Raw genomic sequence first — 12,859 nt, 5'->3', positions numbered from 1 at the left:
TCTGCCGGCCCCTGTTGTCGAGGCGAAAGAGAAGTTGGTGAATGAACGTCACCCGTCGGGGATCGTGACCTCCCCGGCCGAGGCTTCCGAAGCCGCCGCGGCGCACTACGCGCCGCACGGCGAACAGGGGGCCTCGTACGACGCCTTCACCTCGCACGATCCCTACGCCACCGGCGCCTTCGACTCCGGTGCGTTCGCGACGGACGGCACGGGTACCGCGACCTTCGCGACCGACCCCCTCTTCGGCGACATGGCCGCCAACGGGCAGGCGCCGAACGGCGGTTACGGCACCACGACCGAGGTCCGGTTCGACGCCGCGCAGGCGACCGGGACGTACGACACAGGCCGGTGGCCGCAGTCCGGTCACGGGTCCGGGTACGAGACGGGCGCGTACGGCACCGGTGTCCACGACACGGGCGCGTACGACACGACCTCCTGGACCAACGGCTACCCGCACCTGTCCGCCGTGCCGCCGCAGTCGACGGGCGGCGACGCCACCGGGCAGTGGGACGCGGGCACATGGGCCCAGCCGGGCGGCGCGGGCGGGTCCGCCGCCGACGGAACCCAGCAGTGGACGTGGGGCACGCAGACCTTCGAGACGGGGACCTTCGAAACGGGGACCTTCGAGCCGGGCGCCTTCGCGTCGGGCCCGTTCGACTCCGGCTCCTACGGCACGGCCGGCCACGACTCCGGTGTGTACGACGCCACGCAGTGGAACGCGGACGGCCGTGACGGCGCGCCGATGGCCGCTCCCGCCGCCGAACACCCGGATCACAGCGCCGCGTTCGCCGCGCACCTCGACGGATTCCCCTCCCCGGCGGAGGAGTTCGGCGGGCACGCGCAGTCGCCCGACGCGCCCCGGCCGGAGATGTTCGACCAGCGGTCCGAGCCCTACGACCGGCAGCCGGAGCCCCCGGCCGACCGCCTCGCCGGACAACTGGACAACGGACAACTGGACAACTTTGAGCACGAGTTGGCGTCCACGGGTGAGATGCCCGTGGTCCCGGTGCTGCTCGACGACCAGGAGGAGATCGTCCCGGCCGCGACCGCCGCGCGGTCCGACGGCCGCAACGCCGGTCGCTCCCGGCGCCGTTCGCCCGCCAAGCGGTCCGCACTGCTCACCGTGGCGGTGCCCTCGGTCTGCGTGATGGGCGTGGCGGGGATCGCGGCGGCCTCCATCGGCGGGACGCACGGCGACGGCGGAAGCGCCACCGACACCACGGCGTCGGCGTCCGACGCGCACGCGGTGCGGCCGTCGGCCGCCAACAACAAGCTGGACACCCAGCTCGCGAGCCTGTCGGCCGGTGCCGACGACTTCGCCGGGCGGGCCAGCCGCACGCAGGAACGTATCGACCTCAAGGCCGAGCAGGCCGCCGAGAAGAAGAAGGCGGCGGAGGAGGCGGCCCGCAAGGAGCGGCTGCGTCCGAAGTTCGTCCTGCCGGTGACGCAGAAGGGGCTGAGCGCCTACTTCGGCCAGGCGGGCGTCAACTGGATGTCCGTGCACACCGGCATCGACTTCCCCGTGTCGTACGGGACGACGGTGATGTCCGCGACGGACGGCACGGTCCGCACGCAGTGGAACAGCGCCTACGGCAACATGGCGATAGTGACCGCGAAGGACGGGACGGAGACGTGGTACTGCCACCTCTCCAGCTACCGCGTCGCGTCGGGCACGACGGTGAAGGCCGGCGACCCCATCGCCTACTCGGGCAACTCGGGCAACTCCACCGGCCCGCACCTGCACTTCGAGGTGCGCCCGGCCGGCGGCGCGGCGATCGACCCGCTGCCGTGGCTGCGCAGCCACGGCCTCGACCCGACGTAGGACGCGGGAAGCGCGGGGCCCCGGGGACCGGGACCCCCGCCTGCTACAGCTTCTCGACCGGCGCGTACCGCAGCAGCAGCCGCTTCGGCTTGGGCTCGCCGAAGTCGATCGTCGCCTCGGCGTTCGTGCCCGTGCCCTTCACCGCGACGACCGTGCCCAGGCCGAACTGGTCGTGCGTGACCCGGTCGCCGACCGCCAGCGACGGCACGGCCTTCTCCGACGTCCGGCGCGTGGCGAAGCCCGCCGCAGCCCCGTTGCGGGAGCGGGAGGACGACAGCGAGCCCGCGACGTTGGACACGCTGACGGCGGACGCCGCCGGGCTGCCGCCGGTGCGCTTCCAGTCGACGTGCGTGGCCGGGATCTCCTCCAGGAAGCGCGACGGCGGGTTGTACGAGGGCTGCCCCCAGGCGCTGCGCATCGCGGAGCGGGTCAGGTAGAGGCGTTCGCGGGCGCGGGTGATACCGACGTACGCGAGACGCCGCTCCTCCTCCAGCTCCTTCGTCTGGCCCAGCGACCGCATGTGCGGGAAGACGCCGTCCTCCATGCCGGTCAGGAAGACCACGGGGAATTCGAGGCCCTTGGCGGTGTGCAGGGTCATCAGGGTGATGACACCGGAGCCGTCGTCGTCCTCGTCGGGGATCTGGTCCGAGTCCGCGACGAGGGCGACGCGTTCGAGGAACTCGGCCAGCGTGCCCGTCTCGCCCTCGGCGTTCTCCTGCTCGAACTCCAGGGCCACGGAGGCGAGTTCCTGGAGGTTCTCGATCCGGGTCTCGTCCTGCGGATCGGTGGACGCCTGCAACTCGGCCAGGTAGCCGGTGCGTTCGAGCACGGCCTCCAGGACGGTGGCCGGTCCGGCGCCGGACTCGACGATCGTCCGGAGGTCTTCGAGCAGGGTGTTGAACCGCTTGACCGCGTTGGTGGAGCGGGCCGCCATGCCGTACGCCTCGTCGACGCGACGCAGCGCCTGCGGGAAGCTGATCTTCTCGCGCTGCGCGAGCGCGTCGATCATCGCCTCGGCGCGGTCGCCGATGCCGCGCTTGGGGACGTTGAGGACACGGCGCAGCGGCACGGAGTCCTCCGGGTTCGACAGCACGCGCAGGTAGGCGAGGACGTCCCGGACCTCCTTGCGCTCGTAGAAGCGGACACCGCCGACGACCTTGTAGGGCAGGCCGACGCGGATGAAGATCTCCTCGAAGACACGGGACTGGGCGTTGGTGCGGTAGAAGACGGCGATGTCGCCGGCCTTCGCGTCGCCCGCGTCCGTCAGCCGGTCTATCTCCTCGGCGACGAACTGCGCCTCGTCGTGCTCGGTGTCCGCGACGTAGCCGGTGATGCGGGCGCCCTCGCCCGCGTTGGTCCACAGGTTCTTCGGGCGGCGCGACTCGTTGCGCTCGATGACCGCGTTGGCGGCGGTGAGGATCGTCTGCGTGGAGCGGTAGTTCTGCTCCAGCAGGATCGTCGTCGCGTTCGGGTAGTCCTCCTCGAACTGGAGGATGTTGCGGATCGTCGCGCCGCGGAACGCGTAGATCGACTGGTCGGCGTCACCCACCACGCACAGTTCGGCCGGCGGCAGGTCGTCCGCGCGCGGCGGCTCGTCCTCGTCGCGGCCCGCGTCCGCGGAACCGACGAGTTCCCGGACGAGGGCGTACTGGGCGTGGTTGGTGTCCTGGTACTCGTCGACGAGGACGTGCCGGAAGCGGCGGCGGTAGTGCTCGGCGACGTCGGGGAAGGCGCGCAGCAGGTTGACCGTCGTCATGATCAGGTCGTCGAAGTCGAGGGCGTTCGCCTCGCGCAGCCGGGACTGGTAGAGGGCGTACGCCTGGGCGACCGACTTCTCGAAGCCGTCGGCGGCCTGCGCGGCGAAGTCCTCCTCGTCGATCAGCTCGTTCTTCAGGTTGGAGACCTTGGCGCTGAAGGACTTCGGCGGGAAGCGCTTCGGGTCGAGGTCCAGGTCCCGGCAGACCAGCGCCATCAGGCGCTTGGAGTCGGCGGCGTCGTAGATCGAGAAGCTGGACGTGAAGCCGAGCTTCTTGCTCTCGCGGCGCAGGATGCGCACGCACGCGCTGTGGAAGGTCATCACCCACATCGCGTTGGCGCGCGGGCCGACGAGCTGCTCGACGCGCTCCTTCATCTCGCCCGCGGCCTTGTTGGTGAAGGTGATCGCGAGGATCTGCCCGGGGTGCACGTGCCGCTCGCCGAGGAGGTACGCGATGCGGTGCGTGAGCACCCGGGTCTTGCCGGAACCGGCCCCGGCCACGATGAGCAGGGGGGTGTCCGCGTGCACGACGGCGGCGCGCTGGTTCTCGTTCAGCCCGTCGAGCAGGGCCGCCGCGTCCAGCACCGGGCGCGGGGCGCCGTCCCGGTAGTGGGTGTCGCGGTCCGGCGGCGCGTCGAACTTCCCGCCGAACAGATCGTCCGGGACCTGCTCCGGAGCGTGTTCGTCCTCGGGCGGGGGCGGGGGCTCCTCGTCGCGCGGGCTCGGGGCCCGGAGGTTCGCCAGGAAGTTGTCGTCAAAGAGGCTGCTCATCGCTCTCCGAGTCTAGGGCGCCCCACCGACAGCCGGTGCCCGCCCCGGAAAGTCGGGGCCCCGCGGTCCGCGGCCCTGCCCTCAGCGGGGAACGTCCATGCGCTGCGTGCCGACGACGGACAGCAGCCGCAGCGCCTCCTCGGACGGTGAGCCCGGGTCTGCCGTGTAGATCACGAGCCGCTGGTCGCGGTCGGCGATGTCGAGGACGTCGCAGTTGACGGTGACCGGGCCGACCACCGGGTGCGCGAACGTCTTGCGCAGGGTGTGCTCGTCGCACACGTCGTGGGAGTTCCACAGCCGGACGAAGTCGTCGCTCCCGGCGAGCAGGCCGTCCACGAGTTCCCGGACCCCGGGGTCCTCGGGGTAGCGGGCCGCCGCGGCGCGCAGCCGCCGGGCGGCGGTACGGGCGAACGCGTCCGCGTCGGACACCCCGTACAGCCGGAGGCCGTCCCGGTGCGGACCGAGGAGGACGCGCCGCAGGAAGTTGCGGTCGCGGGGCACGAGGGCGGAGAAGTCCTCCATGAGGGCGGCGGCGAGGTCGTTCCAGGCCAGTACCTCGTACGTCGCCGACATCACTGTGGCGGCGGCGTTCGGGAGGCGGTCCATCAGGTCGAGGATGCTCTGCCGCACCTCGCGCGGCGGGCCGGGCGGCGGGCCCGGGGGCGCGCCGGCCAGGTGGTGCAGGTGGGCGCGCTCGGCGTCCGTCAGGCGCAGGGCGCGCGCGAGACCGGCCAGCACCTCGCGCGAGGGATGCGCCCCGCGCGCCTGTTCGAGACGGGTGTAGTGCTCGGTGGAGATGTACGCGAGCTGCGCCACCTCCTCGCGGCGCAGCCCCGGGGTGTGGCGCCGGGGCCCGGCAGGGAGCCCGACGTCGGCGGGGGTGATCCGCTCGCGCCGGGTGCGCAGGAAGGCCGCCAGCTCTCGTCTGTCCACATCTCCAGTGTGCGCGGGGCCGTGCGCGTCCTCCAGGTACGGCCTGTACCTGGAAAGCCCGGGGCCACCGGCGCACGCTCGGTCCCATGAACAGCACACCGGCAACCACACCCACGACCACACCCGCGACCACACCCGGACCCGCGCCCGCCGCCGGGCTGCTGGCCGGCAAGGTCGCCCTCGTCACCGGCGCCGGGCGGGGCATCGGCGCCGCCGCGGCACGCCTCTTCGCGCGGGAGGGCGCCCGGGTCCTGCTCGCGGCCCGGACCGAGGAGCAGCTCGCGGCGGTCACGGCGGAGATCCGCTCGGCGGGCGGCACCGCGGACCACGTCCGGTGCGACCTGGCGGAACCGGACGGCGTGCGGGCCGCCGTGGACCGTGCCGCGGAGCTGTACGGCAGGCTCGACGTGGCCTTCAACAACGGTGCCGCCTTCACCCCGCCCCGCCCGCTGGACGAGGTGACGGAGGCCGACTTCGACCACCTCTACGCCGTGAACCTGAAGGGCGTCTGGCTGGCGATGTCCGCCCAGGTCGCCGTGATGCGGGCCACCGCCGGACAGGGGGCGATCGTCAACAACTCCAGCGTCGGCAGCCTGGGGGCGAACCCCCGGCTGCCCGCCTACGGAGCGATGAAGCGGGCGGTCAACAGCCTCACCGAGTCGGCGGCCGTGACCTACGGTCCCGAGGGCATCCGCGTCAACGCGGTCGCCCCGGGCAACACGCGGACGCGGATGATCCGCACGTGGGAGGAGTCGGACCCGGGGCTGAGCGACCGGCTCGCCGCCCGGAACCCGCTGCGCCGGGCCGCCGAACCGGCCGAGATCGCCGAGGCCGCCCTCTGGCTCCTGAGCGACCGCGCCTCCTACGTGACGGGCACGGTGCTCCGGGTGGACGGCGGCGCGAGGGCCTGAGCGACGGGCCGGCGCCGGGCGGTGCGCCGGCGGCAACGGGTGCGCGCGAGAGACCGGTTGGCCGCTTCACCCGACCCGGCCTCCCAACCCGGCCTCCCGTCCCGGGCGTTGAAAGATCCGCAAAGTGGGCGCGAACGCCGATTCCCCCCTTCGGCGGACCAACCGGGTTCATCGCGACAGGAGTTGGACACACCCTGTGACCAGGCGGTTTCAGGTCACGAAAATGTATCGGGCATATCGCCTACCGACCTTCACAGCGGCCGCACGCGTTGGTTACCGTTCGGTCGGGCCGTACGACCCCCACCGGCGAACGTCGCCGGGCCGCACGGCCCCCGCCGAGTCCGCGCGTCCCAGGGGCCGTTCACGCCCCCGTGCCGCCGGAGCCGGGGACCCACCGCGAACCTGGGGTGAATCGGTCCGCCTCCGCCGAGGCGCCGGCCGTAGGGCAGCCTTCCGGATCCATCCGCCCGAACCCGACAGCTAACCCGGTAGGCGGAACACGGAAGGAGTCGCCCTCGTGGCGTCGCACCGCAAGCCGCGCCCGACGGGAACGCGCGTAGGCATACGCACCCCCGTGCTGGCCACGGCCGCCCTCACCTCGGTGGCCCTGTTCTCCCAGACCGCGCAGGCCGCCCCCGTCACCGCCGACAAGCCGAGCGTCGAGGAAGTGCAGAAGAAGGTCGACGCCCTCTACCGGCAGGCCGAGTCGGCGACGGAGAAGTACAACGCGGCCAAGGAGAAGACGACCACCCAGCGCAAGCAGGTGGACAAGCTCCTGGACGACGTCGCCAGGCGCACGCAGAAGCTCAACGACGCGCGCGACGAGCTGGGTTCGTTCGCCGCGGCCCAGTACCGCTCGGGCACGGCCACGGACACCACCACGTTCCTGCTCGCGGACACCCCCCAGGGCTATTTCGACCAGGACCAGTTGATGAACCGGCTCACCAGCCGCCAGAAGAGCGCGGTCGACGACTACGTCACCGAGCAGGCCGCGACGATGAAGAAGCGCGCGGAGGCGGCCAAGAGCCTGGAGTCGCTGACCACGACGCAGACGAACCTGAAGACGGCCAAGACGACCGTCCAGACGAAGCTGGGCGACGCGCGCGAACTGCTGTCGAAGCTGAACGCCGAGGAGAAGGCACGGCTCGCGCAGATCGAGAAGGAGAAGCAGGAGAAGGCCGACGCGGAGGCCGCGGCGCTCGCGAAGAAGCAGGCCACCGAGCAGACGGCCGCGCAGGGCTCCGGGTCGTCGTCCACGGCCGCCGCCCCGGCGGACTCCTCGCGGGCCGCGCAGGTCATCGCCTTCGCCCGCGCCCAGATCGGCAAGCCGTACGTCTGGGGCGCCACCGGCCCCGGCTCCTACGACTGCTCCGGGCTCACCCAGGCCGCCTACCGGTCCGCCGGCGTCACCCTGCCGCGCGTCACCACCGACCAGGTCAACGCCGGCACGACGGTCTCGCTGGCCGACGCGCAGCCCGGGGACCTGATCTTCTTCTACAGCGACGTCAGCCACGTCGGCATCTACATCGGCGACGGCATGATGATCCACGCCCCGAAGCCCGGCGCGTACGTGCGCGAGGAGTCCATCTACTACGGCGGCTCGTCGATCATCCACAGCGTGGTGCGGCCGGCCTGACCCGGTCGCGCGGCGGGCCCGGTCGCCTGCGGGTGACCGGCCCGCGTGATCAGGTCCAGAGGACGGCGATGAAGATGTTGGCCACGGTGAGCGCGCCCACCGCCGCGAACAGCCCCTTCTCCACCGTCTCGTCGTCCCGCTTCACGTAGACGAGGCCCAGGATCACGATCAGCACGGCCAGCTTGATGCCGATCTTGACGTTGTTGACGGGGTGGTCGTCGGCCTGGCTGAGGCCGACGAGGACCGCCCCGGTCACCAGCATGGTGAGGGCGCCGTGCAGCATCGCCGGGACGAAGCGGGCGGTGCCGCGGCCCATCGCCTTCATCTGGGTCAGGAAGCCCCCGAGCAGGGCCGCGATACCGATGATGTGCAGGGCGACGAAGAGATGGATGAGTACGTCCATGGTCCGGAGCCTAGTGAGGGGGCTCCCGGGGTCCGCACACCGCCCCGGTGCCCGGACGCCGTCGCGTGGCGCGTATATGCGCCCGCCATATCAATCCGCCGCTCCCGCCGGGTCCGGATCGGCGCATCGGTCATCACCCCGCGTGGAGTCGACAGGCGCGCCGGACACCGGCGATCACATACGGTCACGTTCCGGACCTCTGCCGCCACTTCCGCACAGTCCGTCGCCGGGCCGAGATTCCCCGGTCTAGCGTCCTGCCCCAGGTGACCGGCTCCTCACCGCCGCCCCACCCGGGGCGACAGCCGGACACCACCGCCGAGAAGGTCCGGCGGCGGCCCGCTCCCCTGCACTTGCCGTCGCCGGACGCGGGCCCGCCACCGCGGCCCGTGGGGGCTGATCGGCCGGTCGAGTCGAGTGGGACGGGAAAGGACGTGGACTCCACGTGGCAGCGCACCGCAAGCCCCGACGGCGGTCAGCGAACGGCAGCACGATCCGCAGGGCGGCGACCATCGCCCTCGCGGGAGCGGCGACCGCGACGGCCTTCGACGGTTCGGCACAGGCGGAGCCCCAGGTGACGGCGGCCCAGGTCAAGGCCAAGGTGGACAAGCTGTACCAGGACGCGGAGGCCGCGACCGAGAAGTACAACGGCGCGAAGGAGAAGGCCGACCACGCGTCGGGCCGCCTGCGCACCCTGCACGACGAGGCCGCGCGCAAGACCATGAAGCTCAACTCGGCACGCAAGCAACTGGGTTGGGTCGCGGCGTCCCAGTACCGGGAGGGCGGTCTCGACCCCGCCGTGCAACTCGCGCTCTCCGACGACCCCGCCGCGTACCTGCGGGGCGCGGAGTTCGCGGAGCGCGCCGGCCACCAGCAGTCCACGGCGATCGCGAACGTCCGCAAGGAACTGCGGGAGATCAAGCAGATCCGGGACGCGGCCGACGTCGAGGTCACCACGCTCAAGTCCCGCCAGGCGGAGCTGAAGAAGCGCAAGAAGACCATCAACGGCAAGCTGGAGCAGGCGAAACGGCTGCTGGACCGGCTGTCGGCACCCGAACGCGCGGCGGTCGTCGCCGACGGCACGGGCACCGGCGCCGCGAGCCGTGCCTCCCGGTCGTCCTCCGCCGCGCGCACCGCCCTGCCCGCGACGGGCTCGCCGGGATCGTCGACGGCGGCGGCAACTCCCGTACCGGCCACGGACTCCCGTGCCGCCGCGGCCGTCGCGTACGCGTACAGCAAGCTCGGCAGCCCGTACGTGTGGGGCGCGACGGGGCCGAACGCCTTCGACTGCTCGGGGCTCGTCCAGGCCGCGTACCGCTCCGCGGGAGTGGCCCTGCCGCGCACGACCTACGCCCAGATCAACGCGGGCACCCGCGTCTCCCGCTCCCAACTCCAGCCGGGCGACCTGGTGTTCTTCTACTCGGGCATCAGCCACGTCGGCATCTACGTGGGCAACGGCCGGATGGTCCACGCCCCCAACCCGTCGGCGCCGGTACGGGTGGCCCCGGTCGACGAGATGCCGTTCGCGGGGGCGACACGGGTGGCGTGAGATCGGCGTGTGCGGTCGGCCGGCCTCACGCGGGCTTGCGCCACACGGAGACGTGCTTCCCGGCGTCCTCGCCGAACGGCGTCCCGTCCCAGTCGGCGACCCGCCGCTCCAGCTCCAGCCCGGCGATCCGTGCCATCAGGTCGAGTTCGGCCGGCCAGGCGTACCGGTGCCGGGAGTTGGCCCGACGGTAGCGGCCGTCGTCGCCGTCACGGACGAAGTGATGGGAGACGAGGGTCTGTTCGACCAGGTCGAAGGTGTCGAAGCCGAGATGCCGATCGGAGACGTCGAACGGCACCGCGACCTGTCCGGGCGGCAGGAACCGCAGCGGCGGCACGCCCAGCTCGATGACGAAGCGCCCGCCGGGCGCCAGATGACGGGCGGCGTTGCGGAAGCACTCGACCTGCTCGTCCTGGGTGAGCAGGTTCCCGATGGTGTTGTAGACGAGGTAGACCAGCGTGAACTCGCCGGGGACGACGGTGGTCGCCATGTCCCCGATGACCACCGGGAGCGTGCTCGCGTCGATCTTCCGCCGCAGCACCGCCGCCATGTGCTCGGACAGTTCGACACCGGTGACCGGCACGCCGCGCTCCCGGAGCGGGACGCCGACACGCCCGGTCCCGATGGCGAACTCCAGCGCGGGGCCGTCTCCGGCGAGCCCGGCGAGGAAGTCGAGGGTCGGCCCGAGAACCGCGTCCGAGGACGTCTCGACCTCCCCGGCGTCGTAACGCTCGGCCATCTCACGAGTCCACAGCTCACTGCTCGTCATGGGCACCCACCCTGCCGGTGAACGAGGTCCGCTGTCGAAGCAATTACCTCCGCGAGGGCGCGGCGGGAAGACAGGCGTAGGCGAGAAGCGCGGCCCATGCCTCGCCGGCCACGGCGGCCATGGCGGCCATGGCGATCCGGGGGCTGTGGGAGCCAGCGCGGAGTCCCGAGCGTGGACGGTGTGGGGGCGGAGGGCGATGTCCACGCAATTGCCGCCCCCACACGACGAGTTGACGGTCAGACCAAGCGACGCGCCGTCGCCCAGCGGGTGAGTTCGTGGCGGTTGGAGAGCTGGAGCTTGCGCAGGACCGCCGAGACGTGGGACTCGACCGTCTTCACGGAGATGAACAACTGCTTCGCGATCTCCTTGTACGCGTACCCCCGGGCGATGAGCCGCAGCACCTCGCGCTCGCGCTGGGTGAGGCGGTCCAGGTCCTCGTCGACCGGCGGGGCGTCGGTCGACGCGAACGCGTCGAGGACGAAACCGGCCAGGCGGGGCGAGAAGACCGCGTCGCCGTCCTGGACGCGGAAGATCGAGTCGACCAGGTCGGCGCCGGTGATCGTCTTGGTGACGTAGCCGCGCGCACCGCCGCGGATCACGCCGATGACGTCCTCGGCGGCGTCGGACACGGACAGCGCGAGGAAGCGGACGGGCCGCTCGGGGTCGGCGCTCAACGGGGCGCAGCGGCGCAGCACTTCGACGCCGCCGCCGCCCGGCAGGTGGACGTCGAGGAGGACGACCTCGGGCCGGGTCGCGTGGATGACGGTGACCGCCTGGTCGACGTCCGCCGCCTCCCCGACGACCTCGACCCCGGTCTGCTCGGTCTCTCCGATCTCGGCCTGCACGCCGGTGCGGAACATCCTGTGGTCGTCGACGAGCACGACCCGCACCCGGCGCTCCCCGGCACCGCCCGTACCGTCCGTGCCCGCGCCCGTGTTCTCGGTCTGGTCGCTCATGACGTCCTCTCCGTCCTCTCCATCTCCAGCTCGACCTCCGTGCCGCCGCCCGGTACCGAACGCAGGCGCGCCGTACCGCCGTTGCGTTCCATGCGGCCGATGATCGACTCCCGGACGCCCATGCGGTCGGCGGGGATCGAGTCGAGGTCGAACCCGGGTCCGCGGTCCCGGACGGACACGAAGACCTTGCCGTCCTCGACCTCCGCGAAGACCTGGACGGCCCCGCCCTCGCCACCGTACTTGGCGGCGTTCACCATTGCCTCGCGCGCGGCCTGCATCTGTGCCCCGACGCGGTCGTCGAGGGGGCAGTCGCCGACGACGACCACCTCGATGGGCACGCCGTGCTTGTCCTCGACCTCGGCCGCGTGTCTTCGTACCGCCTCGGCGACCGCCGTGGGCTCGTCGGCCTCGTCCTTGCCGGTGCCCTCGGGCTTGTAGAGCCAGGTGCGCAGGTCGCGTTCCTGGGCACGGGCCAGGCGGCGCACCTCGCCGGGGTTCTCCGCGTTGCGCTGGATCAGGGTCAGGGTGTGCAGCACCGAGTCGTGGACGTGGGCCGCGACCTCGGCGCGCTCCTGCGCGCGGATGCGCATCAGCCGTTCCTCGGAGAGGTCCTGCGTGATGCGTACGAGGTACGGACCTGCGAGCAGCAGGACGCCGACCAGGACCACGACGGCGGACTCCAGCACCGACGCGAGGTGGGAGGCGGAACCCTGGAGGACGAAGATGCCGGTGACGCCGGTGGTGACGAGCAGGATGCCGCCGATGGCACGCACGATGGTGAGCGTGCGGCGCCGGCGGCCGACCTCGACCCAGCGGGCGCGGCGGGCGTTGTCCGCCTGGCGCCAGACGAGGGCGACACCGGCGCCGACCAGGACCGTCGGCCAGAGGTAGGCCTTGGTGCCGGTGTTGACGTCGACCTTGCTGACGAAGATCAGGGCGACGACGACCATGAGCAGCAGGGCGAGGATCTGGCCCTTGTCGGGCCGGATGGCGACGAGTCTGCGGCGGCCGTCGGGCGCCGGTTCGGTGACGAGGGGGGACGCGGAACGCCGGCCGTCCACCCCGCCGAGGCCGAGCGGGACGAAGAACCAGAAGGCCGCGTAGAGGAGGGCGCCGAGTCCGTCGGCGGTGAACAGGCCCACGAAGACCAGCCGGACCCAGATGACGGGCAGCCCCAGGTGCCCCGCGAGACCCCGCGCCGCTCCGCCGAGCCAGCGTCCGTCGCTGCTGCGGTAGAGCTTGCGCGGCGGCCTCGGGTCGGCGGCGAGTGGCGCTGCTGCGGCTTCCGGCATGCCAACGATGGTCACACGACCCGGGAGCGCGGGCATCAGGGTCCGGCCCGGAGACTCCCCTGATCTT

At 72.1% G+C, this 12,859-nt stretch carries 10 protein-coding genes and 1 riboswitch; of the genes, 4 read left to right on the top strand and 6 right to left on the bottom strand.

Annotated features, from left to right (window positions below; genetic code table 11):
- Positions 1 to 37 precede the first annotated feature (37 nt).
- Positions 38 to 1,822: a peptidoglycan DD-metalloendopeptidase family protein gene (locus ACFZA0_RS22860; RefSeq protein WP_391019934.1), complete on the top strand. Its 1,785-nt coding sequence runs from the start codon at positions 38 to 40 to the stop codon at positions 1,820 to 1,822.
- 43 nt (positions 1,823 to 1,865) lie between these two features.
- Here ACFZA0_RS22860 and pcrA read toward each other — a convergent pair whose 3' ends face one another.
- Both pcrA and ACFZA0_RS22850 read right to left on the bottom strand, forming a co-directional pair.
- On the bottom strand, positions 1,866 to 4,349 hold the full coding sequence (gene pcrA / locus ACFZA0_RS22855) for a DNA helicase PcrA (protein ID WP_391019931.1): 2,484 nt from the start codon (positions 4,347 to 4,349) through the stop codon (positions 1,866 to 1,868).
- An 81-nt stretch (positions 4,350 to 4,430) separates the two neighbouring features.
- Positions 4,431 to 5,282 carry a helix-turn-helix domain-containing protein gene (locus tag ACFZA0_RS22850; RefSeq protein WP_391019928.1) on the bottom strand — a complete coding sequence of 284 codons (852 nt, stop codon included), beginning with the start codon at positions 5,280 to 5,282 and terminating at the stop codon, positions 4,431 to 4,433.
- 86 nt (positions 5,283 to 5,368) lie between these two features.
- Here ACFZA0_RS22850 and ACFZA0_RS22845 point away from each other — a divergent pair, with 86 nt between their 5' ends.
- Positions 5,369 to 6,193, top strand: a complete 825-nt coding sequence (locus tag ACFZA0_RS22845) for a glucose 1-dehydrogenase (protein WP_391019926.1) — start codon at positions 5,369 to 5,371, stop codon at positions 6,191 to 6,193.
- Between the two features lie 354 nt (positions 6,194 to 6,547).
- A riboswitch (cyclic di-AMP (ydaO/yuaA leader) is annotated at positions 6,548 to 6,703 on the top strand.
- A 7-nt stretch (positions 6,704 to 6,710) separates the two neighbouring features.
- Complete coding sequence (locus tag ACFZA0_RS22840; RefSeq protein ID WP_391019923.1) at positions 6,711 to 7,829, top strand: NlpC/P60 family protein; 1,119 nt, start codon at positions 6,711 to 6,713, stop codon at positions 7,827 to 7,829.
- 49 nt (positions 7,830 to 7,878) lie between these two features.
- Here the strand turns inward: ACFZA0_RS22840 and ACFZA0_RS22835 are convergent, their stop codons facing one another.
- Positions 7,879 to 8,232, bottom strand: a complete 354-nt coding sequence (locus tag ACFZA0_RS22835; RefSeq protein WP_391019920.1) for a hypothetical protein — start codon at positions 8,230 to 8,232, stop codon at positions 7,879 to 7,881.
- Positions 8,233 to 8,674: 442 nt separating this feature from the next.
- On the opposite strand from ACFZA0_RS22835, the gene ACFZA0_RS22830 reads away from it, so the two are divergent.
- Entirely contained in the window at positions 8,675 to 9,778 is a 1,104-nt protein-coding gene (locus ACFZA0_RS22830) for an NlpC/P60 family protein (RefSeq protein WP_391019918.1), read from the top strand.
- 25 nt (positions 9,779 to 9,803) lie between these two features.
- Here ACFZA0_RS22830 and ACFZA0_RS22825 read toward each other — a convergent pair whose 3' ends face one another.
- The 3 genes from ACFZA0_RS22825 to ACFZA0_RS22815 form a co-directional block, all read right to left on the bottom strand.
- Entirely contained in the window at positions 9,804 to 10,544 is a 741-nt protein-coding gene (locus ACFZA0_RS22825) for a methyltransferase domain-containing protein (RefSeq protein WP_391019915.1), read from the bottom strand.
- 236 nt (positions 10,545 to 10,780) lie between these two features.
- Positions 10,781 to 11,500 carry a LuxR C-terminal-related transcriptional regulator gene (locus ACFZA0_RS22820; protein ID WP_391019912.1) on the bottom strand — a complete coding sequence of 240 codons (720 nt, stop codon included), beginning with the start codon at positions 11,498 to 11,500 and terminating at the stop codon, positions 10,781 to 10,783.
- Entirely contained in the window at positions 11,497 to 12,792 is a 1,296-nt protein-coding gene (locus tag ACFZA0_RS22815) for a PspC domain-containing protein (protein ID WP_391019909.1), read from the bottom strand. Before ACFZA0_RS22815 ends, ACFZA0_RS22820 begins: the two co-directional genes overlap by 4 nt.
- Positions 12,793 to 12,859: the final 67 nt, after the last annotated feature.

It is taken from the genome of Streptomyces sp. NPDC008150 (assembly GCF_042956945.1).
Lineage (GTDB): Bacteria > Actinomycetota > Actinomycetes > Streptomycetales > Streptomycetaceae > Streptomyces.
This window is presented reverse-complemented; position numbering and strand designations above follow the sequence as displayed.